Source organism: Oleomonas cavernae (assembly GCF_003590945.1).
GTDB classification, from domain to species: Bacteria; Pseudomonadota; Alphaproteobacteria; order Zavarziniales; family Zavarziniaceae; genus Zavarzinia; species Zavarzinia cavernae.
Genome location: NZ_QYUK01000011.1, coordinates 269,552 through 296,193, shown reverse-complemented (window position 1 = coordinate 296,193; position 26,642 = coordinate 269,552). Strand labels below are relative to the sequence as shown.

The 26,642-nt window shown below is 58.1% G+C and carries 30 protein-coding genes and 1 pseudogene; 3 read left to right on the top strand and 28 right to left on the bottom strand.

Features of this window, described 5'->3' with window-relative positions; all coding sequences use genetic code 11:
- Positions 1-17: 17 nt before the first annotated feature.
- From D3874_RS05015 to D3874_RS29965, 5 genes and pseudogenes are all read right to left on the bottom strand, one after another.
- Positions 18-455 (bottom strand): hypothetical protein, encoded by a 438-nt coding sequence (locus D3874_RS05015; RefSeq protein ID WP_119782133.1) that lies wholly within the window; start codon positions 453-455, stop codon positions 18-20.
- A gap of 63 nt (positions 456-518) precedes the next feature.
- Positions 519-2,195 (bottom strand): IS66 family transposase, encoded by a 1,677-nt coding sequence (gene tnpC, locus D3874_RS05010; RefSeq protein WP_119777104.1) that lies wholly within the window; start codon positions 2,193-2,195, stop codon positions 519-521.
- A 69-nt stretch (positions 2,196-2,264) separates the two neighbouring features.
- Complete coding sequence (tnpB, locus tag D3874_RS05005; RefSeq protein WP_119777103.1) at positions 2,265-2,612, bottom strand: IS66 family insertion sequence element accessory protein TnpB; 348 nt, start codon at positions 2,610-2,612, stop codon at positions 2,265-2,267.
- A complete protein-coding gene (tnpA, locus tag D3874_RS05000; protein ID WP_119777102.1) occupies positions 2,609-2,959 on the bottom strand; it encodes an IS66-like element accessory protein TnpA in 351 nt (116 codons plus the stop codon). Before tnpA (D3874_RS05000) ends, tnpB (D3874_RS05005) begins: the two co-directional genes overlap by 4 nt.
- Positions 2,960-3,055: 96 nt before the next feature.
- Positions 3,056-3,270: pseudogene (locus D3874_RS29965) on the bottom strand (transposase); the annotation flags it as partial.
- 508 nt (positions 3,271-3,778) lie between these two features.
- Here D3874_RS29965 and D3874_RS04990 point away from each other — a divergent pair.
- Positions 3,779-4,192, top strand: a complete 414-nt coding sequence (locus D3874_RS04990; protein ID WP_119777101.1) for a phosphomannose isomerase type II C-terminal cupin domain — start codon at positions 3,779-3,781, stop codon at positions 4,190-4,192.
- Here D3874_RS04990 and D3874_RS04985 read toward each other — a convergent pair.
- The 11 genes from D3874_RS04985 to D3874_RS04940 form a co-directional block, all read right to left on the bottom strand.
- Complete coding sequence (locus tag D3874_RS04985) at positions 4,189-5,307, bottom strand: glycosyltransferase (protein ID WP_119777100.1); 1,119 nt, start codon at positions 5,305-5,307, stop codon at positions 4,189-4,191. The genes D3874_RS04990 and D3874_RS04985 overlap by 4 nt on opposite strands.
- An 81-nt stretch (positions 5,308-5,388) precedes the next feature.
- Complete coding sequence (locus D3874_RS27850; RefSeq protein ID WP_147385531.1) at positions 5,389-5,691, bottom strand: hypothetical protein; 303 nt, start codon at positions 5,689-5,691, stop codon at positions 5,389-5,391.
- Between the two features lie 447 nt (positions 5,692-6,138).
- Complete coding sequence (locus D3874_RS04980) at positions 6,139-7,041, bottom strand: IS3 family transposase (RefSeq protein WP_119777099.1); 903 nt, start codon at positions 7,039-7,041, stop codon at positions 6,139-6,141.
- Positions 7,038-7,448, bottom strand: a complete 411-nt coding sequence (locus tag D3874_RS04975; RefSeq protein ID WP_119775657.1) for a helix-turn-helix domain-containing protein — start codon at positions 7,446-7,448, stop codon at positions 7,038-7,040. Before D3874_RS04975 ends, D3874_RS04980 begins: the two co-directional genes overlap by 4 nt.
- Positions 7,449-7,595: 147 nt before the next feature.
- Positions 7,596-8,234, bottom strand: coding sequence for an IS3 family transposase (locus D3874_RS04970; RefSeq protein WP_119777098.1), 639 nt, complete (start codon positions 8,232-8,234; stop codon positions 7,596-7,598).
- A gap of 60 nt (positions 8,235-8,294) precedes the next feature.
- On the bottom strand, positions 8,295-8,543 hold the full coding sequence (locus tag D3874_RS04965; protein ID WP_119782131.1) for a hypothetical protein: 249 nt from the start codon (positions 8,541-8,543) through the stop codon (positions 8,295-8,297).
- A 2-nt stretch (positions 8,544-8,545) separates the two neighbouring features.
- On the bottom strand, positions 8,546-10,204 hold the full coding sequence (tnpC, locus tag D3874_RS04960; protein ID WP_119777097.1) for an IS66 family transposase: 1,659 nt from the start codon (positions 10,202-10,204) through the stop codon (positions 8,546-8,548).
- A gap of 62 nt (positions 10,205-10,266) precedes the next feature.
- Positions 10,267-10,593 (bottom strand): IS66 family insertion sequence element accessory protein TnpB, encoded by a 327-nt coding sequence (gene tnpB, locus D3874_RS04955; RefSeq protein ID WP_408899960.1) that lies wholly within the window; start codon positions 10,591-10,593, stop codon positions 10,267-10,269.
- Between the two features lie 17 nt (positions 10,594-10,610).
- Complete coding sequence (gene tnpA / locus D3874_RS04950; RefSeq protein WP_119777096.1) at positions 10,611-10,988, bottom strand: IS66-like element accessory protein TnpA; 378 nt, start codon at positions 10,986-10,988, stop codon at positions 10,611-10,613.
- Between the two features lie 80 nt (positions 10,989-11,068).
- Positions 11,069-11,323, bottom strand: coding sequence for an IS3 family transposase (locus D3874_RS04945; RefSeq protein ID WP_119777095.1), 255 nt, complete (start codon positions 11,321-11,323; stop codon positions 11,069-11,071).
- On the bottom strand, positions 11,320-11,730 hold the full coding sequence (locus D3874_RS04940; protein WP_119777094.1) for a transposase: 411 nt from the start codon (positions 11,728-11,730) through the stop codon (positions 11,320-11,322). The genes D3874_RS04945 and D3874_RS04940 overlap by 4 nt, the downstream gene beginning before the upstream one ends.
- A gap of 273 nt (positions 11,731-12,003) precedes the next feature.
- Here D3874_RS04940 and D3874_RS04935 point away from each other — a divergent pair, with 273 nt between their 5' ends.
- Positions 12,004-12,612 carry a class I SAM-dependent methyltransferase gene (locus D3874_RS04935; protein WP_119777093.1) on the top strand — a complete coding sequence of 203 codons (609 nt, stop codon included), beginning with the start codon at positions 12,004-12,006 and terminating at the stop codon, positions 12,610-12,612.
- A gap of 29 nt (positions 12,613-12,641) precedes the next feature.
- Positions 12,642-13,511 carry a WcbI family polysaccharide biosynthesis putative acetyltransferase gene (locus tag D3874_RS27845; RefSeq protein WP_147385530.1) on the top strand — a complete coding sequence of 290 codons (870 nt, stop codon included), beginning with the start codon at positions 12,642-12,644 and terminating at the stop codon, positions 13,509-13,511.
- 46 nt (positions 13,512-13,557) lie between these two features.
- Here the strand turns inward: D3874_RS27845 and D3874_RS04925 are convergent, their stop codons facing one another.
- From D3874_RS04925 to D3874_RS27835, 12 genes are all read right to left on the bottom strand, one after another.
- Positions 13,558-14,736 carry a hypothetical protein gene (locus tag D3874_RS04925; protein ID WP_119777091.1) on the bottom strand — a complete coding sequence of 393 codons (1,179 nt, stop codon included), beginning with the start codon at positions 14,734-14,736 and terminating at the stop codon, positions 13,558-13,560.
- Between the two features lie 352 nt (positions 14,737-15,088).
- On the bottom strand, positions 15,089-15,859 hold the full coding sequence (locus D3874_RS04920) for a glycosyltransferase (RefSeq protein ID WP_147385529.1): 771 nt from the start codon (positions 15,857-15,859) through the stop codon (positions 15,089-15,091).
- Positions 15,814-16,161, bottom strand: a complete 348-nt coding sequence (locus tag D3874_RS04915) for a hypothetical protein (RefSeq protein WP_119777089.1) — start codon at positions 16,159-16,161, stop codon at positions 15,814-15,816. The genes D3874_RS04920 and D3874_RS04915 overlap by 46 nt, the downstream gene beginning before the upstream one ends.
- A gap of 71 nt (positions 16,162-16,232) precedes the next feature.
- Complete coding sequence (locus D3874_RS27840) at positions 16,233-17,132, bottom strand: hypothetical protein (protein WP_147385528.1); 900 nt, start codon at positions 17,130-17,132, stop codon at positions 16,233-16,235.
- A complete protein-coding gene (locus D3874_RS04905) occupies positions 17,125-18,279 on the bottom strand; it encodes a glycosyltransferase (RefSeq protein ID WP_119777087.1) in 1,155 nt (384 codons plus the stop codon). Before D3874_RS04905 ends, D3874_RS27840 begins: the two co-directional genes overlap by 8 nt.
- Positions 18,280-18,284: 5 nt before the next feature.
- Positions 18,285-19,577: a hypothetical protein gene (locus D3874_RS04900; RefSeq protein ID WP_147385527.1), complete on the bottom strand. Its 1,293-nt coding sequence runs from the start codon at positions 19,575-19,577 to the stop codon at positions 18,285-18,287.
- A gap of 283 nt (positions 19,578-19,860) precedes the next feature.
- Positions 19,861-21,144, bottom strand: a complete 1,284-nt coding sequence (locus D3874_RS04890; protein WP_119777084.1) for a glycosyltransferase — start codon at positions 21,142-21,144, stop codon at positions 19,861-19,863.
- A gap of 23 nt (positions 21,145-21,167) precedes the next feature.
- A complete protein-coding gene (locus tag D3874_RS04885) occupies positions 21,168-21,443 on the bottom strand; it encodes a hypothetical protein (protein ID WP_119777083.1) in 276 nt (91 codons plus the stop codon).
- Positions 21,444-22,775 carry an HlyD family type I secretion periplasmic adaptor subunit gene (locus tag D3874_RS04880; RefSeq protein ID WP_119777082.1) on the bottom strand — a complete coding sequence of 444 codons (1,332 nt, stop codon included), beginning with the start codon at positions 22,773-22,775 and terminating at the stop codon, positions 21,444-21,446.
- Positions 22,775-23,095, bottom strand: a complete 321-nt coding sequence (locus tag D3874_RS31075; RefSeq protein WP_158595839.1) for a hypothetical protein — start codon at positions 23,093-23,095, stop codon at positions 22,775-22,777. The genes D3874_RS04880 and D3874_RS31075 overlap by 1 nt, the downstream gene beginning before the upstream one ends.
- On the bottom strand, positions 23,092-24,534 hold the full coding sequence (locus D3874_RS04870; protein ID WP_119777080.1) for a type I secretion system permease/ATPase: 1,443 nt from the start codon (positions 24,532-24,534) through the stop codon (positions 23,092-23,094). The genes D3874_RS31075 and D3874_RS04870 overlap by 4 nt, the downstream gene beginning before the upstream one ends.
- Positions 24,531-26,585, bottom strand: coding sequence for a hypothetical protein (locus D3874_RS27835; RefSeq protein ID WP_147385526.1), 2,055 nt, complete (start codon positions 26,583-26,585; stop codon positions 24,531-24,533). The genes D3874_RS04870 and D3874_RS27835 overlap by 4 nt, the downstream gene beginning before the upstream one ends.
- Between the last annotated feature and the right edge of the window lie 57 nt (positions 26,586-26,642).

Here is a 26,642-nt window from a genome sequence, read left to right as displayed (position 1 = left end):
GCGGTATAGTTTTTGCGTCATCGGGCCGGCAGTGCGGGCGGGGTTTCGGCTGCTTCGCTGACATCGCGGTGGACGCTGTCTTTAATAACGCGGATCGTCACATCGTTGAGATACTGCATGAGGGCGGCGTTGAGTTCCTGGAACTCGGGCCACAGGACCTGGTCCAGAAAGCGTTTCGGTACGCGCAGCATGACGGTCGTGAGACGCTGCCTGCGGAGCCGATACGGTTTCAATCCATAGCGCCGGCACAGCGCCAGGAAGAGGCGGCGTGCCCACTGGTCGGGCAGGGAGAATTGCATCTCGATGAGTTCGTCGCTGCGCTCAAGTTCAGCCAGCCGCGCCTGGATGCGTTGAAGCGCCGCTTCAGCCGCGATCTTCTCGCCGGCTGTTCCCGCGCCGGCGAATAGCGCCTCGATCTTGCGCAGCTTGTCGCGCAGTTGCACCTCTTCCGCCATCACCCCGCCCGCCCTCATCTTACGCGAATCAAGACCAGCATCGCCGGCCCGATGCGTCAATGATCAGGCGGCAAAGCTGTGCCTTGCCGGCGCGGCGGGGCCGCACCAGTTCCAGGGCAGGAGATCGTCGAGCCTGTGGGCGAGATGCCCGGCGATGCGGGCCAGGACATCGGCCAGCCAGGCCTGCGGATCGATATCGTTCATCTTGGCGGTGACGATCAGGCTGTACATGACCGCGGCGCGCTCGCCGCCACGATCGGATCCGGCGAAGAGCCAGGATCGTCTGCCCAGGGCAATGCCGCGCAGGGCTCGTTCGGCGGCATTGTTCGTGAGACAGACGCGGCCGTCGTCGAGGAAGCGGGTGAACGAGGCCCAGCGCTTGAGCATGTAGTCCATGGCCTTGGCGACGTCGTTGCTGCCGGACAGCCGCGCGCGCTCTTCTCGCATCCAAGCTTCAAGATCAGCGAGCAGCGACACGCTGAGGTCCTGACGGGCGACCTTGCGCTCGTCGGCGGTGCGGCCGTTGATCTCGCGCTCGATCGCGAACACCGCGTCCATGCGCCGGATGGCCTCCAATGCCAGCGGCGAGATCACCGCGGTCTTGCCTTGCGCCCGTTTCCTGGCACTGTTGGCGATATCGGCCAGGACGAAGAACTTTCTGCGTGAATGGGCCCAGCAAGCCGCTTCGGTGACAGCCCCCGGCTGACGATCCGCTTCATAGAGCTTGTTATAGCCGTCGTAGGCGTCAGCCTGCAGAATGCCGGCATAGGTCGACAGATGTCGCTGGGGATGCTTGCCGGTACGGTCCCGCGAGTAATAGAACACCGCGGCCGGCGGCGCCGGCCCGCCGAAGGGGCGGTCATCGCGGACATAGGTCCAGAGCCGCCCGATGCCGGTCTTGCCCCGGGCCAGCACCGGCACCGTGGTGTCGTCGCCATGCAGCCGATCGGCGGCCAGGGTGTGGGCCTCGATACGAGCAAAGAGCGGTGCCAGGGCGATGGCGCAGGCACCGACCTGGTCGGCCAGGGTCGAGAGGCTGAGCGGCACGCCTTCGCGGGCGTAGCGTTCGGCCTGGCGGTTCAGCGGCTGGTGCTGGCCGAACTTCTCGAACAGGGTGAGCCACGAGCCGCCATCGGTTCGAGGCCCGTGGCGAACGGCCAGCAGATTGGGCCCGGCCCAGCCGCGGGGTGTTGGATGGAACGGCGCCGGCGCTTGGGCGATGGCCTCGCAGTCCCGGCACGAGACCTTCTCCCGCACGGTCTGGATCACCTTCCACTGCCGGGGGATGACCTCCAGGGTCTCGGTGATATCTTCCCCGAGCTTGGAGAGCTTTGTTCCGCCACAGCAGGGGCATGAAGCCGGCGCCGGCAGGACCACCCGCTCGCGCGGCAGGTGTTCGGGGAACGGCTGGCGCGACGGGCGCTGGCGGACATGGCCGGCAACCACGCTTGCCTTGGCGGCGGCCATCTCGGCCGCGAGGTCGTCTTCGCTGGCCGAAGCCTCCAGTTCCTCGAGCACCAACTCCATCTGGTCGAGCAGGCGCGCCGAGCGTTCCGAACGCTGGCCGTAGATCTGCCGGCGCAGCTTCTCGATCTCGAGCTTCAGGTGGGTGATCAGGGCCTGGTCGCCAGAGACCTTGGCCTGGGTTGCCGCCGCGACTGCCTCGGCCGCCAACGCCCGAGCCTCGGCCGCCGCCAGGGCGATCCGGAGGGCCTTGATCTCGTTCTGCGTGGCATCCATGGGATCAATAAGATCACATGGACCGGCACTTTCAAGCCCGGATCACGCCCGTGAGTCACCCCGTCGCAGTCAACCGGCGCTCTGCGGGCGCCAGCTGTGCTGGGGATTGCGCCAGTCGATTCCTTCGAGCATGTAGCCCAACTGCGCCGGCGTGATCGCGACCACGCCCCCGGTCGGCGATGGCCAGATGAACCGGCCCTTCTCGAGCCGCTTGGCGTAAAGCGACAGCCCCAGGCCGTCATGCCAGAGGACCTTTACCAGGTCGCCCCTGGCGCCCCGGAAGACATAGAGATCGCCGGCATGAGGATCACGCCCGAGCGCCTCCTGGACCTGAAGCGCCAGGCCGTTCATGCCCCGGCGCATGTCAGTCCGACCGACCGACAGCCAGACCCGCACGCCCGATGGCACCGGGATCATCGCAACGCCCGAAGGGTCGCCGTCACCAGTTCGGCCGGTGCGCAAGCCTCGATGCGGATGCAGATACCCGCCATCTCGACCACGATCGCCGGCGCCGGGCGAGCCGGATCCACCGCTGCTTCGGCAACCGGCTGCATGAGCACCGCCGGCACAAAGCCGATCGCGGGCTCAGGAGCCGCCGTCTCACGCCGCCACTTGTAGATCAGGCCGGTCGAAATCTCGAAGCGCCGCGCCACCGCCGAGACCACGGCACCAGGCGCAAACGCCGCCGCCAGGATCTGCTCCCGTTCATCGACGCTCCACCGGCGCCGACGCTCCGGTCCCGTCATCACGGTCATCTGGCTCATGCTGTGCACCTAAGCGCGCTCTTAAGGACGTCCTTAAGCGCACAGCTTCAAGGCTCGATTCCAGCTCAGCAAGGCGGCCCTCGCCGGAGGGATACGGTAGACCGTCTGCCAGGGTCCGATGTGGATCGACAGCATCTGCCTGCCGCAACCAGAGCACACCAGGTAACGCACGGCGTTGATCACCCCCGGAAATCGACTTCGCGCGGACACCCCCGGCGCCCAGGCTTGGGCATCAGCGGTGCGATCTGCTCCCATTCATCGTCCGCTAGATCAGACGGGTAGCGCTTGGTCTTCTTGGCGATTTTGGCCATCCGGCCTCAACTCTGCTCCGTCCACATCCAGAGCCTGAATCGCAACTCGCCACCAACCAGAAGCGATTTTCCAAATAATCTCTGAGGGAAGAAAAATTAACGTGAAAATCGTGGCATGGGTGCATTTCCGGCCGATATTGGGCCCTTTAAAAGACTAGGCTCACCCACTTGGGTGATTGCAACTCTTGCTCCCCCCTCTCACAATTGGATCATCAGCTGACCATCAGTGGATAATATGAAAATGCTCAATTTCATACATTGGATCGGCAGCTACATGTCAAATACATCGGAAAGCCGCCATATTTATAGAACTAATGGTGGGCTGATAGATACATATCATGCCCATTGTGGAAAATACCATCCGTGCGAGATTTTTGACGGCGATCCACATACTTTTCTGGTGTCAACAGCCAAATATATGATAATTCCAGGAAATGGATATTCATATGCATCGACAATATACGATCTTTGAGTTTTTTGAATTCGGGATACTCTAAGGAATATACAAATGAAAAATTTTGAAGAGTTCGGTTCGCGCGAGGAAATGTCTCCGAATTATTGCAGCTACTCGATCGGCGACGGCGAAAATCGGCCATGGGGCAACTGGGTGGTTCTTGATGCCGGCCCTGGCTATATTGTAAAGAAAATTTCTGTAAATACCGGCCACCGTCTATCACTTCAACTCCACCGCAATCGTGCGGAAGATTGGCTCGTGGCACACGGCACAGGCACAGCACAAATAGGCGACAATATTCTGGAAATCGTCGCAGGATCATCAATTCACATACCAATATTTACTCCCCATCGCCTATGTAACAATGGGCACGAGACCCTCACCTTGATTGAAATTCAGCGCGGGAAAATACTTGAAGAAAGGGACATAGTGCGCCTATCTGACGATTATGATCGCGACAGGCGTTAAGGTATAGTAATGCTAAGGCTTTTCCAGAAATTTAATACGTCATTCCCGTGAAAGTATTTTTTAACATAACCTTGCGCGTCGGCGGCAATATGAGTCGGGTTTAACCGCAATACCTCGGCCAAGGCGTGGTTATATTGTTCTGCTGTTACAGCGGATAGCATCGATAGAGGTTTTGGTTCGGGGAACCCCTCGAAAGCGATCGGGCTGCCGATGCAAGGCAAGCCATAGGCAAGCGCCGATACTACCTTGCCCTTAATCCCCGAGCCGAATCTCAAGGGTGCAACTGCCGCGACCGCCCTACCCATCACGCGTGACAGGTCCTTTAAATGACCCAAGACACGAATGCCGGAGCCGGAGGAAAATTCGCTCGAATTCCAACCGCTGCCGACCACGGAAAATGAAAATTGGGGAAAGCGAGTCTTTATGTTCGGCCAGATTTCCCGAGCGAACCATCGAACGGCATCTACGTTCGGCTCGTGCGACATCCCTCCAACGAACAGGAGGCTGTCAGCCGTTTCGGCTGCGGCGGCTTTCCGTAGCGGCTCATGCCAAAGAAGCCGCTCCACCAATGGATATCCATTGAGACTTGCCAGCCTTTTGAGCCAATCCTCCTCGACCCTGCTATGGGATATTACTACGTCGCTGGCCAGAATCGCCGCAATCTCCTTTAGTTTCATAATTTCCAGCGCTTGCGCAGAATCCCCTTCTTGAAGGACGTTTTTTCGCATCAGGCGTACATGGTGCAAATCAGCGACATTATAGATTATCGGTACGTGGCGAATTTCTCGCAATCGATGCACGACATGTATTGCACTGTGGTACTTGTGCACATAAACGGCGGCGCATTCTGGCGATCGGACAAAACCAAAGAACGCCTCGAGGCCCGCGTTCCCCACGACACGAATGCCCAAAGCTGACAACCACTTACACTGGCGTCGCCCAAGCACGCTGTAACTGGTAAAGAATACAGGATTATAACCGGCACGCTTGGCCATTTCGATATGCTCGATAATAACCCTTGATCCGGCATCTTCGGACGGTGTTGGGCAGCTATCGTCGACAAATGCGATAGATAATGGCGACACCATGTTCATCCCTTCGTCCGCCAGGCTCATCAGGCGGAGTTTGCGGTAGCGACGGCTGGGTGATCGATGGGGTGGCACTCGAGGCCCTGCTCGGTCTTGCCCGTCGATGCTCTAGAAGTTGCGCAGATCGCCCGCCACCAAGCGTGCCGGAGCCGCTCTTACGCCGGCAAGGTCGAGAGCACGGAATTCGTTCCATTCAGCGACGGCGCGGAAACCCGGTGCCATCGAGGCATTGTCGGCCCCATCGAGGCTCGACACCACGGTCCCGGCATTGCTGATGTGCTCGCGACTGGAAGCACTACCCGAGTGCCAGCCATGATCAGGCCCGGCAGCATCGAACGCGCCGGGGCACCGCGCCTTTCGTCGGCATTGAGCTTCAATGTGACACTGCACGGCAGCGGATTTGACCTCCAAGATCGCCGCCCACGGCCCGGATCACACGGTCGACTATGGACAGTCTTAGTAAGAACTCGCGCCCAATACTACCGTTGAGGCAGATGTCGCGGTGCAACGCCTTACACGTCGCCCCCCACCCTTCAGACATAAGGCCGGCATCTCATTGATGAATGGATCTTTCACCAATCCTGCCGTGGCATCGCCCAAACTGCTCAATCGCGCACAAGTCAACACACTAAGCATCGTGACCGGATCATAGCCCAGCGTTCGCTATTTTGGCCATGCCCATAGGCCGCGAGCTTTAGGCCAGCACTGCCCAGAAGATTTGGAATCCCTCCGACAACACAACGAGCATTCAGCGAGCCTCCCGTTTCCGTGGGCAGTTTTTGGTGCTGCGGCATACCAAGTCGATATCGTGTGTGGACTGCACCCCCTTGGACTGCACCCCTCGGTGAGTCAGTCAAATCAGGGACAGTTGGTTGTGACCAAGCCCTCAGGCTGCTGCGCAGCAGCCTGAGGGCTTGACCGGGTTTCGAACTCCACCGGCGAGGTATAGGCCAGCGCCGAGTGGAGCCGTTGCCGATTGTAGACCGCTTCGATGAATTCGCCGATAGCGGCCGTGGCGTGCCCGAGGTCACGGTAGTCGCCGCCGTCGACCTCTTCCTGCTTCAGCGTCTTCATGAAACTCTCGGCCATGGCATTGTCGTAAGGGCAGCCGGCCCGGCTCATGCTGGGCTGGATGCCGTGGGCTTGCAGGCGCTCGATGTAATCACCGCAGGCATATTGGACGCCCCGGTCGGAATGGTGCACCAGCCCGCCGGGAAGCACCTCTCGGCCGTCGAGCGCCATCTGCAAGGCTGCCAGGGCCAGTTCGGCCCGCAGGTGGTCGGCCATCGCCCAGCCCACGACCTTGCGGCTGAAGGCATCGAGCACCACCGCCAGGTAGACGAAGGCCTCGGCCAGCCGGACATAGGTGATGTCGGCCACCCAAAGCTGGTTGACCGCCAGCGGGACCAGCCGGCGCGCCAGGTTCGGCCAGAGCCGCCAGTCGTGTCGGGAGTCCGTCGTCGCCGGCTTGAACGCTGCCTTGCGCAGGCACAGCAGATTGTCCTCGCGCATCAGGCGCACCACGCGCTTGTGGTTGACCGCCCAGCCCTCACGTCGGAGCAGGGCCGTGAGCCGCCGGTAGCCGTAGTGACGGTGGGTCAGCGCCAGGTGCTGAAGCACGTCGCGCAGCGCCGTTTCTTCACGGCCGGGACAGTTCTCGGCCCAGCCCCGGTAGTAGGCGCCACGGCTGACATCGGCCAGGGCACACATCCGCTCGACCGTGGCCGTCAGCCCCGGCCCCTCGCCTTGCCGGCGCGTCATCGCTTGGATATAGGCGAAGACGCCGTCGCGCCAGGCGCGTCGCTCGCCTGCCGTGACGCCTCGAGATGCCGCAAGGCGTGCTTGAAAAAATCCAGGTCCAGCTGCTGCTGGCCGACCTTGCGCTCGAGCGCGGCGATCTGCCGGCGCGCCTGCTCCAGGTCGCTGGCGCTCGACGCCGGCCCCCGCGCCGCCGCCAGGATCCGCGCCTCCGCCTGCTTCGGCCGTCCCGGTCCCGGGCGCAGCGCCAGTTCACCGCCCGCGCGGAAATGATCCCGCCAGCGGTACAGCAGTCCTCGCTTGATCGACAACTCCCGGGCCAGTGCCGAACCGCTCTCGCCCGCCGCCAATCGTTCAACCACCGCCAGCTTGAAGGCCCGGCTGAACCGCCGCCTCGTCTCTCGGGTCATGCGTTCTCCTCAGCGAGAACTGTCCCCAATTTAACTGACTCAATCTAGGGGTTCACTCCAATCTACGGCGGTCCATATTTAGGGGACACGGTAACATGTCAAATCTCGCCAGAACTCTGAAGTGCCCCCGTCGCTGAGACACGGTTATTAGGGACAGTGTTGATTGGTTGGCTGCATGGGCTGCTGCGCAGCAGCCCATGATTTGGGTTTGGCTTCGAACTCCGCGGGCGAGAGGTAGTCGAGGGCTGAGTGCAGTCGCTCGAGGTTATAGACCGCCTCGATGAAATCTCCGACGGCGGCCGTGGCATGGTCAAGGTCGCGATAGGCGGCGGCGTCGACCTCCTCCTGCTTGAGGGCCTTCATGAAGCTTTCGGCCATGGCGTTGTCATAGGGGCAGCCGGGCCTGCTCATGGAGGGCTGGATGCCATGGACTTGCAGGCGCTCGATATAGTCGCCGCAGGCATATTGGATGCCCCGGTCGGAGTGGTGGACCAGGCCACCAGGCGCGGACCTGCGCGTGACAAGCGCCATCTCCAGGGCCGCCAAGGCCAGTTCGGCGCGCAGGTGGCCGGCCATGGCCCAGCCCACGACCTTGCGGCTGAAGGCGTCGAGCACCACTGCCAGGTAGACGAAGGCCTCGCCCAGCCGCACATAGGTGATGTCGGCGACCCACAGCTGGTCGATGGCCAGCGGCTTCATATGCCGCGCCAGGTTGGGCCAGACCCGCCAGCTATGGCGGCTGTCGGTGGTTGGCGGCCTGAACTGAACAGCGGCTTCCTCAGGCAGAGCAGGTTGTCTTCCTTCAGAATCCTGGCCACCCGCTTGCGGTTGACCGTAACCGGCCGCTCAAGGCCCCTGAGGGGTTTCGTTTGAGCGAGCGCTTTGTTCGTTCTCCCGGTGGATTTCTATGATTTGCCGGAGGTTTTCGATGCCGAAATCGGTGAAGGCTGGCGTGCAGTCGTCGCCCAGGCCGTAGACGGAGATGATCCCGTCCTCGGGTTCCATCTCAAGGCAGATATCATGCAGCCAGTCCTCGTCCTCACCCAGCATTTCAGCGACCCGGGCAAGCGTGTGGAGATGGGTGATCGCCGCCATGGTCAGGCGGCCTGGCGCTGCGCGGTCAAGGGCGTCCAATTCCATGGCAGGAGTTCGGAGAGGCGAGTGACGATGTGGTCGTTGATGCGCGCCAGAACATCGGCGAGATAGGCCTCGGGATTGAGCCCCGCGAGCTTGGCGGTCTCGATGATCGTCATGGCGTCGGCGATGGTCTCTCCTCCGGCATCGGATCCGGCGAACAAAAAATTCTTCCGTCCGATTGCGATCGGCCTGATCGCCCGTTCGGCGGCGTTATTGTCAATGGCGACGCGGCCATCCTCCAGGAAGAGAGTGAAGGCGGACCAACGCTTGAGGGCGTAGCGCATGGCCATTGCCAGGTCGCCCTTGATCGAACCGCCCTTGCCCGGTATCTGCGCCAACTGGGCTTCACACCATGTCCGGAAGTGCTCGGCCCGAGGCCGGCTGTGGTCCCGGCGAACTTGATGACGGACCTCGGCGGCGCGACCGGCAATGTCACGTTCGATATCATAGAGGGCACCGATACGGTCGAGCGCCTCCTTGGCAATCGAGGAGCCCGTCATCTTCCACACGTCATGGAAGTCACGGCGTAAGTGCGCCCAGCATGCGGCCTCCCGGATCCGCGATGCCCCGTCTTCTCCAGGGGCGTAGAGCTTCTTGAATCCGCCATAGGCGTCGGCCTGCAGGATCCCATTGAAGCTGCCGAGGTGGCGCTGGGGGTGTTCGCCCTTGCGGTCGGGCGAGAAAAAGTAGGCGGCACCAGGTGGATCCCCGCCGCCCCATGGCCGGTCGTCACGCACATAGACCCAGATACGGCCCTCCTTGACACCACGAACCATTGGATCGGCGGTACGACGCGACGGGTCCAGCACTTTGATCGGCGTGTCGTCCACGTGCAGCCGATCGGCGCCCAGGACCTCGGTCTTGATCAGGTTGATTACTGGCCGGAGTGTCGCCACCCCTGCACCACAGCCGTCGATAAGGGTCGATCGCGGAATCTCCGCCCCAAGGCGGGCAAAGATCTCAGCCTGCCGATACAACGGCAGCTGATCGTCGAACTTCGAGACGATGATATGAGCAAGAAGGTTCGCCCCCATCATGCCACGCCGGAGCGGCCGCGTCGGGGCAGCCGGCTGAACGATCTTCTCACAGCACCGGCAGGACTTCTTGAGGCGGGCGGTCTCGACCACCTTCAGCTTGGCGGCAATGTAGTCGAGGATCTCCGATACATCCTCACCGACCAGGCGCAGGGCGCCGCCGCAATCGGGGCAGTGTTCACCGGGGTCGAGCACGATGCGCTCACGTGGTGTATCGGCGACGACCCGGGGCTTGCCGCGCCGGCGTGGCGCAGGCCGGCCATCTGATAGCTGATCACCATCAGGCACCAACGCGCTGTCATCTGGGGCATTGTCATCGGGCATGGCAAGCGTGCCGGCCGCGGCCATGGCAACTTCGAGATCCTCAAGGGCGAGTTGGAGTTGCTCGATCTCCCGTTCGATCTTCTCCGAGCTGACCCCGAACTTCTGTCGTTTTAGCCGCGCAATGCGGATCTTGAGTGCCTGCACCAAGGCTTCGTAGGCGCGCGCCGAGGCGGTTAACCGCGCCACTTCTTCGCGCTGCGCGGCAATGATTGCCTTCAGCGCGGCGGGATCGTCGGGGAGAATGTCGGGGACTAGCGACATGGCTGATGGTACCGCGAAGTGGCGCCCCACAAAAGCCTTATGTCATTGAATCATATCAATAATCAACCAACCCTGTCGGGTGGCGAGGTCCAAGTCGGACGGCGCCAGTCGATGCCTTCCCACAACATCGCCAACTGCGCCGAAGTCAGGTTCGCCGCCCCTTCGGCCGGCGACGGCCAGGGGAAGCGACCCTTCTCCAGGATCTTGTAGTAGAGGCAGAAGCCTTGCCCATCCCAGTGCAGAAGCTTGATCCGGTCTCCCCTGCCGCCACGGAACGCGAAGACCGCTCCCGATCGGGTGTCCTGCTTCAGCACGTCCTGCGCCTTGGCCACCAAGCCGCCTATGCCTTTGCGCATGTCGGTCACGCCGCAGGCCAGGTAGACCCGCACGCCAGTGCCCGGCCCGATCACGGCGCCTCGGCAAGGCGGATCATGCGCTGTACGATAACATCTGGAACGTCAGAGGCGACACGCACGCTGCGGCCATTCCGCACCACGATCTCGACTTGGTATCCATGCACCAAGTCGGCATCGCCGCCACGCTCGGTACGACCATCGTCGCTGGATATCTCGACCGGGAGAAACACCGTTGCCACGGTCGGCAGGTCACCCTTGGCCTGAAGCTCTCTTCGCCATTGATAGATGTGCTGGCGGGTGAGGTCGTGCCGACGCGCCACTTCCGCCACGGACACTCCTTCGGCTCCTGCCTCGTCGACAATCCGCCGCTTCTCCGCGATCGCCCATCGCCGGCGCCGCTCTGGCCCGGTCAGGATATCCTGCCGCATCGTTCACCCCGCTGACGACGTCACTAACGACGTCGTTAACGACGTAATCTAAACCGCTACAGTCAGCCACTGAAGGCGGCCTAAATCGGCCGATTACGGTTGACCTGCCAGCCATCCCGCTTCAGCAGGACGGTGATGCGCCGATAGCCATAGTGGCGATGGGTGATCGCCAGGCGCTGGACGGCGTCACGCAGCACCGTCTCCTGCACCAGCGGCGCGTGCTCTTGCCAGTGCCGGTAGTAAGCCGCCCGGCTGACTCCAGCGAGGGCGCACAGCTGTTCGATGCCGGCGACCGTTCCTTGACCTTGTAATCCTGGACCTTGCGGATGTGTCATCGCCTGGATCTCGGCGAAGACACTGGCGCGCCAGGAGCCGGAGCCGGCCGGCGCGACGTCTCGATACGCCGCAAGGCGCCTTTGAAAAAATCCAGATGCACCTGCTGCTGGCCCACCTTGCGTTCCAGCTCGGCGATCTGGCGGCGAGCCTCGGCCAAGTCATTGGCCTTCGCCAGCGGACCGCGCGCCGCCTCCATCGCCAGCGCATCGGCCTTGTTGGGCCGGCCCTGCCCCGCACGCAGGGCCAACTCGCCTCCCGCCCGCCAAGCGTCACGCCACCGGTAGAGGATCGTCCGCTTGACCCCAAGCTGCAGCGATAGCGCGCTACTGCTCTCGCCCGCCTCCAGCCGGCTTACCGCCGAGAGCTTGAACTCGCGACTGAACTTTCGTCGTTCCTGCTTGGACATCTGTTCTCCTGATGAGAACTGTCCCTTATTCTCGTGTCTCGATGAAGGGGGTCACTCCAACTATTCCGACTGCGTCAAACTATCCGCCATGTGTGGCGATGCATATGTTTAGAGGCTCGATGCCGCTCGCCACTCTGTGGAGTCCTTCCTGAAGCGATTTGGTATACTGCACGCGGGGGTCACGAATCTTAACCTGTTAAGTCCTAAAGTTTGCGATATATTCCTTAATCTGACGGAATCACGCAGAATCATCGAACGAGAGAGGATCGTAGAATGCTGCCTTCTGTCCAAAATGTTTTTGGCATTGTTAATGAGGATGCGCCTCCCGAGCTGCTTCTTCGAATGCGCTGTGACAGCCAATCCATGTCGTTTTATGGTGATATGTCCCGGTTTATATCGCAGCGTATTGCCGGCTTCGAGACGCTGAGTTTACTCGACGTCGGTCCACGCACGGGCGCGGGACTTGCCCTGCTTCGCCTCCTCCACCACCCCCGGGCCTTCACGCGACTGAAGCTACACCCGGTCGCCGGCATCGACCTAGATCCCAATTTCAATTTGATCGCAGATAAAGAGTTCAAGGATATCCAAGCCTTAACTGGCAACATCTTTGGCCTCCCCGAAAAAAAATTCGATATTGTCACTTGCAGTCATACGATCGAACATCTCAAAGATGTTCCCGATTTTGTCGGTCAACTAGAGAAACTGGCACGACGTTACGTGGTTATTGGTTGTCCTTTTGAGGAGCGAGAACCCATGTCACTTGGCCATGTCCAGCGCATCGATCAAAACTTCATGAACAAGCTAGGTTTTTTTGACCTAGAAATCTACGAATCCAATCAATTTCACTCAGGCCTTTGCTGCTTTGGGCTGAAAACCCTCTAGTTTGCACTTTCTCATGGGAGAATACTTTGATGGCGCGCCCTAAAATTTGTTTTATTGGAAATTGTCAAGCTCAGACGCTTTCGCTGTTGGCAGACCATGTGGGAGCAGCAGTAGATATCATTTACCTGCCGCCAGTCTTCGACCTTAAACGGTTTGCTACACTTGACATCGAGAAACTTATCAACGGCGCCGATATCATTTTCAATCAGCGGGTATCGGAAGATTATGCGGTTAGTTTTGTTCGGCCTTCGGTGATCCGCGCTAAATTCGGCAGTCGCTCGGCTTCTTGGCCAAATATCTATTTCGATGGCTATTTCCCTGGTATAGGCTACGTCTACACAAAAGCTGGAAAATTGACCGGGCCGGTCGGCGACTATCACTTTGAACAGATTCGCGAAGCTTGGACCTGCAAGCTTTCGATCAAAGACACAGCGAGGAAAATCCTTGAGGATTCCTCCATCGATTTTCCTGTGGAAAAATCTCTTCAAAAACTTCGGCTTCGGGAAACCGAAACCGATATCAAGATCTCAGATTACATTAGCACATATTTTCGCGTACGGAAGATTTTCTATTCAATGAACCATCCCGACGACCATGTCATTTTTGAGATACTGCGGCGGCTACTGGGGCGATTTGGCATATATGCTGGCGTCCCAGAATCGATCAGGGGCTTTAAATATACATTGAATTCACTTATCGTCCCGGAACTTACCTTTGTACGCCAACGCTACCGCCTGCTATTCCCGGAACAGAACAATATTCGGGGCACCGGTATCCGCATCGATTCCGACTTTGGCGGTAGCGATGGCATCCCCTTAGTCTACAACTGGTCGATGCTGGTCGGGGCGTATTTCCGCCTCTACGACCATGTCTTTAAAGAAGACGGAGCGAGCATCTAGAATGATATAGAGTGCGACAGGCAGGCGCGCCGGGCTACCAAGTTTGTCAGACCTGAGTCAGGGAAACGCCAAGGATTGTCTTACAACCTTTGATCCTGGTCTTTATGGAAACTTCGTCGAGCCCGTAGCGTATTAGCGAAGCGACCGGAATATAACCGATGGCATTGCGTGAATCACCTAACTGAAAGCCGAATTGGTCAATTCCCTCACGTTTCCACCAAGCCTCCAAATCTTTCATCTGGCCGCGAATATCAGGCCCAAGGAAGAGAAAAATTTCCGACGACGATATTCGTTGCGGCCGGATCTCGTCGCGACGGAAAAGATCCATATCGTTGTTCCAAAATGCGGCCAAAATGTCTTTCCCCAAAGTATGATAACCCATGAACATCGTGCCAAAATCCCAATCTAGGGTGAATTCTGAATAAATATCATTGCTTAATGTCCTATAAAAATCCGGCAGAAACGAACAGTGAAGTGCCCACCAAGCCGATGCGATCGCCCGGTCCTTGTTAGCTAGCGCACCTTCGGTTGCATGGATCTGATCGTTGAGGAGACAGAAGGGGCCGTAGGCGTCAGCGACCCGTTTCTGCAATTCGGCACCACCGTGCTTGAAGCGTTCACCAAAATTCTCGAATTCAAAATGGAGTTGATTCAGCAGCGCGGAAGAAATGTTCGCCATAGTCGGCCGCCTCAGCTTACCATCATCGGAACTAGGCAGATCGCTCGTATAGATCTCATTTATCTTGCCGACAGTCTCCGCCAACGCTTGGATACAAGTCAGAAGATCGTCTATGCCGTTATAAAAGACCGTATTGAAATTGCGGATAAAGGGGGTCGCCTCCGGTGCGATCATCCGCATCGCCGCCTGAGTGTCGATAAAGTGGCGAAGCCAACGACGACCACCACTAGTCGGCTTTGGTTCGAAAAATAGCGTGATCGCCTGCGTCCCCTCGCCGACCGGGACTTCAAGGTCGATGCGAACGAAGGCGGCTCCCGACGAAACCGATGCGACAAAATATGGGATGACGGCACCATTCCGTTGCACCATGACATCGCCGTTCTGACGAGTGATCAATTCTTCACCGTCTAACGCCTGGCTCACCGCGACGCGCTCCGGCACACCAAATAGCGACATCAAGCGGCTGTGCTGAGCTTTCCAGATGCCTATCTCCGCAAAATTTACTTCCTTGAGCTCCTCGTCGCTACTCAGGGCCGGACGCTGCACGAATTTATTCTCGCTAGGAAGAAAAACAAAATAATCTGATCCGTCACGCACAAATGATGTCGCATCAGTTCGAACATACATCCGCCCGCGATAGTTAAGAAGCCCTATATTTGGATCATAGTACGGATTTGAGATCCCATCTACCAGTTCATAAAATTCATCGTTTTGTGTCCTAAATACTATATTCCCCCCGGTGAGAGAGACGTCATATTCGACGGAATATTTACGGTTTTTTTGTCTATTCCGAAGCGCATGGCATCCTCCGCTATCTAAGCGCATCTCGATCCTAATAGGATATCTTCATTCTAGCTGTATTGGTCCAGTTGCGGCCATAAAGCACTATCTTTATTCACTATGCCACTTGATTCTTTACGATACCAAAGCCGAGCTTATCAAGCATCGTGTCGATTCTTTGTTCTGTACGATTATGAAATATCATGTAGCGTTGGAACATCTCGCTGCCTTGCTCAAGCGCTGCCTCACGGGAGGCTACAGCCTCAAGTCGCGAAATTAGTGCCCCAAGCCCATCAAGACAAATATCGGGGTGGATGTCTTCGAGACCGGTTCCTCCAGAGGCCGTAGACAATACAAGGCGACCGAATGCCAATGCTTCAACGGTCTTAATCTTCAAGCCCGTACCCCCTACCATTGGGTTCACGACGATATCCACATCCTCATAGAAATGCTCAACCTTGTCGACGGGGCCCATTCGCTGCAATACTTTGTACTCGTCATTGGCCAAGCAAACCCCGCCGAATACTAGGAAACTAAAGCGCGCCGATAGTTCGTCTTTCCTTGGATGCGATGCGAGTAAACTGTCGAATATCTGCAAGGATTTAGTGTTCCAGGGATTCAGCGATCCTAGATAGCCGACCTTGATGGGCCCGCTTAAAGCCTTCGAAACCAGGGCGGGTGGCGTCGAGTATTCTATCGTAACCACCTCGGCGGATGTCTGCTGGCGGAACATCTGCCCTTCGGCGTCTTGAATGGCAATAATCATATCCGCCCGGTCGAAACCTCGGCCCTCCTCTTCGCGGCTTGTGTAGAACCAATGGGGTGTGAGGCCAGCACTACGCGCTAAGTGGTGCCGATCCCCGAAAGCATCATGGGCATCGATGACCAATTTTGCTGCCCCCCGACGAAGGGCTCAAACAGGCCCGAGCACCATACGTAGTTGACCAACACGAGGTCGTAAGAGCGTGTTTCCGAAAGGCGCCGAGCCAGGGTCAGCGCCGACGGGGCAATCCAGTCATCTATGCCCCAGAATTCTGGAAAGCGACGTCGAAACACATATCCCTGTAATCCGGTGGCATGAACAGAGTCCCATTCTTCGCGCATCCCCTCGATGCTTAGGGCGTCAACACCATCCATCACGTAGTAAAACAGGTCCACTACGAAGCCTCGGCTCTTCAAGGCACCAGCCATTTGAACTATTCTGGCCCTGTTACCTTGATTAACGGGATGTGTGGGCGTGGGTGTGATCACGAGAGCACGCATTACAGTGCCTCCACTCGGACCCGATGAAGCGCGACACCCAACTCGCGAGAGCCATCAGAGGTCGAGCTTAGTAGAGCGTGCCTGATCGAAACGAGGTGGACGATGGCTTCCCGTTTTGGCTGAAACTCTGCCTCCAATTTCTGATATTCGGGAAGAAACCTGCATTTAGCGGACTCACCGTCGATCTCGATCGAGATCGCTTCCTCTGCGAGCGGAATCTGATGTCCGAACAAAAAAAATGTGATCCTCACCGAACCACCACGCATCGCCGGAACGAAGAAACGCGACTGCCGCGCAGCACCGGTCCAGATCCAGTCGTATCGACCATTAGTTTCAATCGAATAAAATCCATCGAAGACAACTAGATCTCTCACCTCAAGTAACCGCGAACTCGAGTCCCGCCAGTTTTGCAAATCGGCAGAGAAAGTCACGAACGCTTCGTCGAAGGCGTCTTCAGCCTGTTCGGATGTGAAGACCACACAAATCTCGGCCTCACCCAATCGCACATTTCTTGTGACTATTCCGGGCGCAAGATTCGGTGCGCACCCGTAGAGGGTGATATCTGGATTGAAGGCCTCCAGGAGGGCACCTGCAGCGGGGACACCGGCCACCGATAGAACGCGCGTCGATTTCAGCCCGATGAATTCTCTGTTGTAGAGCGCCTTTACGTTCGCGGCGTCCAGATCGCCGGTGAACTCTAATCGCTTCGTCGGCCAACTGATTCCCCCAACGTTTGGCAGGGAGAATGCGATGCGTTGGTAACGCCCGAGACGGAAAATCCTGTATCTTGCTGCTGAGCCTGTAGAAAATTGGAGAAAATAGCTTACGGGACATGGCTCAGGATCAATCTCGACCAAGTTAGTGAATCGCTGAATTCGGGAAAATTTCGCCTTAGCCATAAATGATCTCCTCGTAAGCCGCACTGCATCGCTTCGGGGAAAGCACACCATTGGCATGAGCCCAGGCTCTGTCGCGAACCTGCGCTACAACGTTGGGATCGTCAAAGGTACGATCGATCAAGGCGGCAACAGCGTGCGAAACATCTGGACGTGCGGGAAGGTGGAAGCAGGTGTCTGCCGGGATTTCGCTGAAGCCGCCGATATCAGAAACAGCAATGGCGGCCCCCGCGCCCTGCGCACGTGCGACAGCGCCAGAGCTTTCACCATAGGTCGGATAGCGAAGGTTCATCACCAAGTCGGCTGCATCCATAAGGTCATCTGCGACGCTTAGCGGTACATAGCCTCTCAGTTCGACGACGCTTGTATCCAGCCCTCCCAGCGAAGACATCAAATCGAACTGGCCGGTATTAATTTCCCCAGCAATGACGTAGGAGATCTTGTTTCTCTTGCCGATTTCTAGGCGGGAAATGGCGCGCACGATACTGTCGTATTGCTTGTTGCGGGTCACAAAACCAAAGGTGACAATAAGAAACTGGTTGGACGAATAACCAAGGCGCGTCCGCGCATCCGTTCGCCGGCTGCGCCAGTCCCCTATCCCTCGCCGCAAATAGGCAAAATGGGGCACGACATTGACCGGGACGCCAGGTAAGAGCGGGGTCACGGAGCGCCGTGCAAATTCAGAATGGACGATGATACTGGTTGCACTCTTAAGCCAAGCCAAACAGCGCAGTTCATTGTAATCCATCGGTGCCTTCAGTCCGCCGCGCCAACATCGTCGAAGCGACGCGATGTCTACGGAGGAATCGGCTGTAAGCATAGCGTCGAAAAAGCCGGGAATCTGCCGGTCCACACATTCTGCCAGATAGTGCAGCGACGGATCATGCAGGACAACATGGCCCGGATGCCGCAAGAACAGCGGCACAAGATGGGTATGATCTGAATTGTTACCGAAATGATATAACCGGCGCCGACCGGGATCGTTGAGAAACGTCCGTTCGTCGATCGCGACAACCCGATCAGCAATCTTTGCGGGTCGGATCGCTTCAGAGATGAGACGAACGGAAGTCGTTCCCTCTGCGACGAGTTCACGCGCGTAGTCTGCTATCCCATTTCGCTGCGGTGGCCAGGGCGTGAGAAGTGTATACATCGAGTTCAGACCGATACGGTGCCGTCAGAAAATGCCGCGGAAAGGACCCGTCTGTCGTTATCCGACTGCATGAAGGAGTATTCAAATTTCAAGTTCACTATTAGTGTAGATCGCTTATCGATTTTTGTGCGATTTTCCGGGTCTAAAATCACAATTATATTACCCTCCTTCTCTTCCCTTTCTAATATAATGTCGACTTCCTTAGCGTTGACAGTCGCCGACACTCCAGTTTCTTGAATGCCGTTCGGAAGATTCGAAAAAGCTAGCCTTACCGAACGGGCCCCCACAGGAACCTCCCTAAGCACAAGCGTCGTACGCGGACCGAACCAACGCCAATAACTGTCTATTTCGCCTTCCAAATCATAAAATCCGATGCCCTCTATCGATTCTGCGGTGAAGTGCAAATCGTTGTGCCATTCTTCGTCAGAATCGTGCTCAGCGATATTTCCGTCACCATCGGGATTCGCATCGATATGGCCCACATCAGCAACGACAGCACACAATTCTCGATTCAGACGGTCCTGAATCAGCGAATAAAACAAATCTATTCGCTCCATGAGCAGACGCTCACGGGCCTGAATGGAATTCACATTGGCCTGCTCGATAAGACGTCGTTGCTCCCTTTCGAGGTCGTCAATTCGATTGAGGAGATTGCGCTGTGACCGAGCGATAGCGCCGACCATTTTGACTGACCCGACAGGCTCCTCGAACACAATTTGCCCGGTGGCATGGTCTTCGAGCGCCAGCACACCGCCATTGTAAAGCTGTGTCGGCAGTTCAATCCAAATCCTCTGAGGCTGGGACGGCGCACCGATCTTCTCCGAGGGCTGGGACTTGGCTTCCCCTACGATCTCGTTGTCAATCTTCAGTACGAGATCCCTCGCATAAGCGGGTGCCTGGGGAACAACGAGAGAGAACTCCACCGCGTCACCAAAGAAGCCAGTCAATTCGGCGTTCATTCCCACACCGCCCAATTTCCTTATGAGCGTATCGGCGTCGCGCACGCGAAAGACACCGCCGACGGCTATGCCGTTCGTTGCGAATCGTACCTCGCAGGGGAAAGACACGAGGGGAAACTCCTTGACCGGAACCGCAACTTTCCCCTCTGGGGCCGCATGCACCTCAGCCATTCCAACAATATAATCATGCACACATGCAGATATAGTATGGCTACTATTATGGTCTATTCCATCAAACCACACTGCCGGCAAATAAAATATGCCGTCCGAGAAACCCACTTGACGCGGCAAATACTTTTTATCGCGAGGCTTGACAACAACGTTGGACGCTTTTTTCACTGCAATTCCCCGTCATTCGTAACAATCTAACAAAGTATTGAACCGTTTTATCCAAGATACGCTGGCCCGGGACCAGATACGCCCAATATCGGCCACGAAATTGTCCCTACCTCGTGCTGGGCGTCGATGATGGCGACCATATCCGGGAAGACACTGTGACCGAAGAAGCGGTCCTTCGAGCCGGACCAAACACGGCCAATGCCGATGGGTTTGGCGCTGTAGAACAGCATATCGTCCGGGGGCGATATTGTCCGGCCGACATAGGCTTCGTGTTGATCCCCCTCTAGCCATTGGCCGCCCTCCGACCACGAGCCGCTGGCTGATTAGCGCCGGTGTCGGGTGCCGCGCCAAGAGCGCGCTCAATAAGAGACTCGTAACCTAGCAACGCCACGCGGCGGAAATCGAATTTCTCCACGGCGTCCAGTCTCGCGCGTGCTCCCAGCTGCAGGCGGAGTTCCCTATCGCCCACGAGGGTGGAGACCATCTCCGCAAGTCTCTCCCGGTGGAAGAAATCGCAAAGGACACCGTTTTCGCCATCGGTAATCACTTCAGCTACGGGTGCGGTGTTGGAACCGACAATGGCACAGCCAGCCGCCATCGCCTCCACCAACGACCAAGACAACACAAAGGGATAAGTCAGATAAACGTGAACCGACGACACCCGGAGTACATTCAGATACTCGCCGTAACCCAGGCGACCGGCGAACCAGATGCGTTCCATATCCAATTGTGCCCCGACCTCAGCGAGCATCACCTCACGCCAACCGCGCTTACCCTGCGGGCGACGGCCATAATGCACTTCGTCTGAGCCCACAATGATGGTGACGACATCGGGCCGTTGGCGCTGGATTTCCGGCAGGGCGCGCATGAAGGAATGGAAACCGCGCATGGGTTCAAGGCCCCGCGCGACATAAGTTACCACCTCGTCATGGCGGGTGAGGACTCTGCCGCTTGGCATGGTCACGCAGGCTGCCGGATCGGGGCATACCGCGTTGGTATCGACGCCTTCATGATGCACAGTGATGCCGCATCGCAGGGCTCGTGGAAAGAGGCTGGCCTGCCAGGCGGTCGGACTTACCGCTGCGGCAGCAACCTCATAGGCCATCACCGACGGCAGATTGCGCAGACGCAGGAACTCAGTCTCGTTGGGGCTGGGCGGAAATTCCGGATCGAAATCGAGGTCGGTACCAGAGTGCTGATAGTAGAACTCCAGAAAGGCGATCAATCGTGCACGAGGAAAAACATCGTGCAGAAACATCGCATCGCCCCACCCGGGATGGGCAATGACAACGTCAGGCGAAAATCCGTCCTGGGCAAGATCCCGCAAAACCGCGGCCACCGCATGTCCGCGTCGCACCTGTTGGGCGAATTGATCTACAGGCATATAGGGTGGCGCCTCAAATGCCGGAAGGGGGCCGTAATGATACGTCTTTACCCCCGGGACGCTCCGCCACTCTGATGATCGATGACCGACGCCAACAACCTGATACCCTGCCTTAGCTGCAAAAGCTGCAGCTAGGTTCTTGAATTGCCCTGGGAAATTCGGGTGCAAGAACAAGAGTTTCATTCGCGCCGATCTCGATTGAGATGCTATTTCGCCTTGACCCCACGGCCGCTCATCCGCGGAACCGCGGCGGGCTCAACGCTTAATTTCCGCTGCCCCTTCGCCGCCTCGAGGCATTCGGCATAGGCATCAAGCATCCACTTCCGGTCGAACGTCTTTGTCATCCCAGCCTGGCGGGACTCCTGTTGCTCAAGCTGCGCGAGGTAGCGCAGGAGTCCAAAGGCGATCAACTCCGGACTGTCGCCAGACAGGTCAAGCGGCCGGTTACCTGCGCCCGCGGCGCCTTCATCAATCCGTGCCATTCAATCCTCCTTCAGAGCGTAATCGTAGAAGTGGTACATCGGGTCGAGCAGATATTCGCCGATCGTCCGTTCCCCGGTCTTGATCAAGGCCTGCACCGGCATGCCTGGAACCAGCGCCGCGCCGCTGCGCTTCAAGTCATCGGGATCGACCGTGAGAGTTGCTTCAAACCAGAATTTCTCCTTGTTGGTGTCCGAGAAAGTGTCCGCGGAAACCTTGAGCACCCTGCCACCAATGATCCCCATGTAGCGCTGGCGATAGGGCAGAAGGTGAATTTCGACCTCTTGCCCCTCACTCACCCGATCGACGTCATTGGGGTCGACCCGCGCCATCACCACAAGGGGTTCGCTGGCGGGAACGATCTCCAGTACCGTATCGCCCGGGACGATCACCGCCCCGGCAGAGTGGATTTTGAGATCGAAGACATAGCCTTCCTCTGGCGACACGAGATCTGCGCGCTTAAGCCGTTCTCGTGCGGAAAACAGCCGCGGCTCGACCTGAGAAATGATCGCTTCCCCGTCATTGAGATCTTTGGCCACCGACTCCCGCCACTGCTTTTCAATCTGCACGATTTGCAGTTCCGACTTGCTGATCTCGTTTTCGGTTTTGGCAATTTCGGCGGCAAGCGCCTCGATATCGCCCCGCAAACCCGCGGCAGCACGCTGTTGAGCCATGACACGCGTGCGGGCCACATAGCCTTCCTTGAGAAGCACAAGCATGCTGCGGAGTTCCTGCTCGATCAGGGAAAGCTGCGTACTCGCCGCCTTTGATTTTCCCTTGAGCCCGGTAATTTGGCGCCGATATCCCTCGATCTGTTGGTGCAGCAGGTCGACGTTGCCGGCGTAAGCGTTCCGCCTGGCCTGAAACAGAGACTCTTCCTGAGCAACCAGGTCAGCAAATGCGGGGTCCCCGCGCAACGCCTCTACCTCTGCCGGAAAAGTGAGGGTCATAAGTCCCGCAGCTTCCGCACGCAACCTCGACAGTCGCACAAGCGTTTGAGCTCGCTGGCTGTTGAGGACTTGAACTTCCGCGGCGGTATCCGACAGATCCAGTCGAATGAGCACCTGCCCCCGTTGAACGAGATCTCCCTCACGAACCAGAACGGCCGCGACGGGACCCCCATCGCGGTGCTGCACCGCCTTGCGATTGCCCTCCGCCACAACATACCCTGCCGCTGACGCGGCGCTGGCTACCTTGCCGAGTTTTGCCCAGGTACCAAATCCTCCAACCAGCAGTATCACGCAAAGGCAACCCGTCAGAATGATCCACCGCGGCGTGTCGAGGCCACTCGACACGCCGGCAATCGCCGGCTTTGCAGCTGCTGCCATCGACATCAGCCAGCCTCCCCGGACTGCGCCACAATCTGAGCCCTCGCAACCACGGCAACCGAGCCGGCGGGGCGCAGCATCCGCTGCATGATCTCGTCTGCTTCGCCGGACGCCACTACGGTGCCGTCCCGAAGATGTGTAAGCCCGTCGAATTCCCGCAACAGATTGGGGCGATGGGATACCATGATCACAGTTGTTCCGGCCTGGCGGAGCGCCGCAACACAGGCCATCAATCTGTTTTCACCAGGACCATCGAGATTGGAATTCGGCTCATCGAGCACAACCAAGGCAGGGTTGCCGACAACCGCGCGCGCAAGCCCGATCAATTGGCGCTGCCCGCCTGAGATGGCAATCCCCCCTCGCCCACAAGGGTGTCGTAGCCGTTTGGTAGGCGTACAATTACATCATGGGCGCCTGACAGCTTCGCTGCAGCGACCACATCCGTCTCACCGAACAACCCGAATCGCCCGATATTGTCCGCGACGCTTCCCGATACAAGGCAAACTTCCTGAGGAAGATAACCGAGGTATCTTCCAAACTCGGCCCTGTCCCAACTCATAACGTCGGCCCCGTCCACGCGCACATTGCCGTAGGTCGGCGCAAGATTCCCAACCAGAAGCTTCAAGAGTGTCGACTTGCCCGAGCCCGACGGCCCAACGATCCCGTGCGCCGTTCCGGAAGCAATTCTCAGGTTGATGCTTCTTAAGATCGGCTTGGCGTTACCGGGGATGCTATAGGTTGCACCAACAAACGTCACCACTCCGGCCGGGCGGGGCAACAACATTGCCCGCGGCCGGTGAGGAACCTCCCGCAGCAGGTTATTGAGGCGCAACAGTGATTCTTCAGTACGCTGTCGCGCCTCCCAATCTTGCACCAGCGCCTGGACAGGCCTCATGGCGTAGCTAAACAAAATTGTTGCCATAAAGGCGAAACCAACGGGCACATTTGCTTCAATAACCCGAAGCACACCGGTTCCAAGAAGAATGCCTTGTGCGGCAACTTGACCGATACTCAGCAGCGAACTAAGTACTCCCCCTCGGTTCGTCGCTTTCAGCTGTGACACGAGAGCACGGTCACGGGACGCACGCCAACGCGAGAGTAACCCCGGCAGCATGCCCATAGGCAACGCTGCCTCAGCACTCCTAAGATTGGCTTCAATGAATCGCTGCGCATCATTTCCAGCTTGATTTGCTTCGGCCAGTGCTCCCTTGGTGACCAAGGAATTGGCGACGGCCAGAGCGCCTACACCAACCATGCAGATCGCAGCGACAATACCGAGCACCATATCAACGGAAACGAGGGCGCCGACAAATAGCCCAGCCCACGGCAGTTCCATCCTTGCCAAGGCGCCCTGACCGCACAGATACAGCCGGACAGTGTCCAGGTCTCTAAGTGCCAGCGCGCCAGACTCAGTACGCCGGAAGGATCGCTCCATCAACGCGGCGCAGACTCGTTCACCCATCATTCGATCAACGCGAGCGGATGCGCGCGCCAGAAGTGCATTCTGGAGCCAATAGAAGATCGCCTGGAAGCTTAGCGCCAATGCCAAGCCAGTCCCCAGCACCACCAGCGTTTCAACGCTACGGCTTGAGATCACCCGGTCCATAACCTGCAGCATGTAGATCGGGTAAGCGAAAACGAGCAAATGGGCGAAAACTGAAAACAACACTGCGAAGGTGAAATGCGATCTGCAACTGCGCAACGCTGCAGATAGTTCTGGCGCAAAATCCCATGGTGACTGGGGCTTACGACCGCGGCCAATCAAAGCCGCTCTCCGCGCTCCCGCTCTCTGGTCTCGGACACCAGATGAAGCGGCACTTTGATGTGAGGCTGAGCGGACCTTGCTCGTCGGGGTCGAGCCTGAGTACGCCCACCTTGCACAGACTCCTGCTGAGGATCCGAGAAACCGGAGTCAGCAAGCATGAGGAAATCTATGCGGGGGACAATGTGGTCCCAAACCTTCGGTTCTGACACGACCCTCAGCCGATCATCGACATGCCAGGATAGCCCCGCCTTGGTAAGGCGCAGCTTCAAGGCCTCGGCCGCGGCTTCGATCGCGCCAAAGGCCAGATCCAACTTCAACAAGTGCACCAGCCCGGGAGGCGAAAGCACCCAGCAGGTTCCAGTTGGTAGCAAATTGTCTTCGCCGGCCGATGGAGCGATCAGAAGGTCATGGGATTTACTTTCGCGGTCCGCTCCGGGCGTCAAGGCCAGCGCGAAATCGACCGATTTCGGGATCGTACCGGCAGGCAGGATGACGACGTAGCCATCGACCTCTGCTTCGGTCAGCGCTGACCTAAGTGCTACGAAGGGCGGAAGTGACTGATACGGTATCGCCAAGCGTATGCGCAGATCATACCGGCTCGACCAAACCTCAAGACAATCCAACAGCTCCCGAGCCTCGATAGGCTTTGTCAGGGTCAACAACACTTCCGGGCACCGGCGACCGGCAAGGAGTGAAATTGAAATCAATGTACGATGAATCGGCTCAATATCACCGTCGGTGACCACCATGATGGTCGCGAGCTGACTTACCGCCAATCCCGATAGGCTCTTCGTCGGGATGATCGGCGCAACTGCCACCGGCGCCCCATGCCACCTTCTCGACCAGAACGGCAGCACCGCCGCTCGAAGATAGGCATCGTCGGAGGAATCAAAGGCGCGCCAGCGTACAATGGATTGCCAGGCAGCATCACTTCCCGACGATCGCGCCGCAATCCAAGCACGATCGATGCGGTCGGCGCAACTAAGCTCAAGGCAAACCGATCCTCCGACCGAATCCAGATCGGCAATGGCGCTCCCGCTTCCAGCAAAGACAAACGTCCAGGCGCTACCGGGATTACCACCGCTCTCCGGGGTAGATATGGGATAACAGAAGCACGTAAGCTCGATCTCATCCGATCGGCGCGCCATCGGAATAAGTAGCCGCAATTTGGCGTCGGCTGGAACGGATCCTTCAGACGAACCATATATGGCGACATTGCCACCGGCGCAAATCACCGAATCCACATCCAACTTGCAGCGTGGCGTTACAAGGCGACAGACGGTTGGCAACGCCAATGCTTCAAAGGCTCCGGGCGGCGCTTCCAATGGCGCAAACCCCCAGAAATCGGCAACCTGGCCTTTAATCCGGTCCGGTTGCTGTCCGAGCCAGCTGTCGAATTGCGACCATGGGCGCAGCCCTAGAACGGGCAGATCCAATTGTACTATCTGACCATCCCATTGGATGAAGCACGACCGCCAAGCGCCAGACGGAAGTGACAGCAGAAGATGACCACCATCGGTTGCCATCAACGAGCCGTCGACATTGACCAAATCACCATCATTGACAGCGAAAACGCTTACTGGCTGCGGGGCCAAACCGCGCATTTCCTGTTCCACGACAGCCAGTCGAAGGTTCGGCGCCGCATACACTGTGTGCGCTCGAACCCCCCATACGGCGTTGACAGAAAGATACCGTACGAGTGCGTCACACCGCGTCTTACGCTTGTTCGACTGAATAAACCGCACAACTCGGCGAACGACCGCTGTGGTTTCGGCACCCCAGGGTGCGTCGAGAAAATTCACCTGCAGAAATGTCGCCGCACCATCTGCATCGACCAGACTCAACTCACCAGAAAGGGCGGATCGGAAACGCTGGGTAATGAGCGTCCAGCCGATATGGTCCTGGCCGATTACACGAAGCTTCGCGGCGATTTGCAGCCCCGTTCCGTCGACAGCCAAGCCGCGCACGGTCCAGGACTTAGGCAGTCGAACTGTTACCGCACAAGCCTCGGCAGAGATCGGAATAACAGGCGCCAGAACTGGTTCAACCATCCCCAAGCCTCTAACGGGTGAGGCCTCAATAGAGGCCCCACCACAATGTCGATAGAC

Excerpts from the sequence above, each read along its gene's own strand:
- D3874_RS05015 (WP_119782133.1), bottom strand. The coding sequence starts at position 455 with ATGGCGGAAGAGGTGCAACTGCGCGACAAGCTGCGCAAGATCGAGGCG.
- tnpC (WP_119777104.1), bottom strand. The coding sequence starts at position 2,195 with ATGGATGCCACGCAGAACGAGATCAAGGCCCTCCGGATCGCCCTGGCG.
- tnpB (WP_119777103.1), bottom strand. The coding sequence starts at position 2,612 with ATGATCCCGGTGCCATCGGGCGTGCGGGTCTGGCTGTCGGTCGGTCGG.
- tnpA (WP_119777102.1), bottom strand. The coding sequence starts at position 2,959 with ATGAGCCAGATGACCGTGATGACGGGACCGGAGCGTCGGCGCCGGTGG.
- D3874_RS04990 (WP_119777101.1), top strand. The coding sequence starts at position 3,779 with ATGAAAAATTTTGAAGAGTTCGGTTCGCGCGAGGAAATGTCTCCGAAT.
- D3874_RS04985 (WP_119777100.1), bottom strand. The coding sequence starts at position 5,307 with ATGAGCCTGGCGGACGAAGGGATGAACATGGTGTCGCCATTATCTATC.
- D3874_RS04980 (WP_119777099.1), bottom strand. The coding sequence starts at position 7,041 with ATGACGCGCCGGCAAGGCGAGGGGCCGGGGCTGACGGCCACGGTCGAG.
- D3874_RS04975 (WP_119775657.1), bottom strand. The coding sequence starts at position 7,448 with ATGACCCGAGAGACGAGGCGGCGGTTCAGCCGGGCCTTCAAGCTGGCG.
- D3874_RS04965 (WP_119782131.1), bottom strand. The coding sequence starts at position 8,543 with ATGGCGGCGATCACCCATCTCCACACGCTTGCCCGGGTCGCTGAAATG.
- tnpC (WP_119777097.1), bottom strand. The coding sequence starts at position 10,204 with ATGTCGCTAGTCCCCGACATTCTCCCCGACGATCCCGCCGCGCTGAAG.
- tnpA (WP_119777096.1), bottom strand. The coding sequence starts at position 10,988 with ATGCGGCAGGATATCCTGACCGGGCCAGAGCGGCGCCGGCGATGGGCG.
- D3874_RS04945 (WP_119777095.1), bottom strand. The coding sequence starts at position 11,323 with ATGACACATCCGCAAGGTCCAGGATTACAAGGTCAAGGAACGGTCGCC.
- D3874_RS04940 (WP_119777094.1), bottom strand. The coding sequence starts at position 11,730 with ATGTCCAAGCAGGAACGACGAAAGTTCAGTCGCGAGTTCAAGCTCTCG.
- D3874_RS04935 (WP_119777093.1), top strand. The coding sequence starts at position 12,004 with ATGCTGCCTTCTGTCCAAAATGTTTTTGGCATTGTTAATGAGGATGCG.
- D3874_RS27845 (WP_147385530.1), top strand. The coding sequence starts at position 12,642 with ATGGCGCGCCCTAAAATTTGTTTTATTGGAAATTGTCAAGCTCAGACG.
- D3874_RS04915 (WP_119777089.1), bottom strand. The coding sequence starts at position 16,161 with ATGGCTGGTGCCTTGAAGAGCCGAGGCTTCGTAGTGGACCTGTTTTAC.
- D3874_RS27840 (WP_147385528.1), bottom strand. The coding sequence starts at position 17,132 with ATGGCTAAGGCGAAATTTTCCCGAATTCAGCGATTCACTAACTTGGTC.
- D3874_RS04905 (WP_119777087.1), bottom strand. The coding sequence starts at position 18,279 with ATGTATACACTTCTCACGCCCTGGCCACCGCAGCGAAATGGGATAGCA.
- D3874_RS04890 (WP_119777084.1), bottom strand. The coding sequence starts at position 21,144 with ATGAAACTCTTGTTCTTGCACCCGAATTTCCCAGGGCAATTCAAGAAC.
- D3874_RS04885 (WP_119777083.1), bottom strand. The coding sequence starts at position 21,443 with ATGGCACGGATTGATGAAGGCGCCGCGGGCGCAGGTAACCGGCCGCTT.
- D3874_RS04880 (WP_119777082.1), bottom strand. The coding sequence starts at position 22,775 with ATGTCGATGGCAGCAGCTGCAAAGCCGGCGATTGCCGGCGTGTCGAGT.
- D3874_RS27835 (WP_147385526.1), bottom strand. The coding sequence starts at position 26,585 with ATGGTTGAACCAGTTCTGGCGCCTGTTATTCCGATCTCTGCCGAGGCT.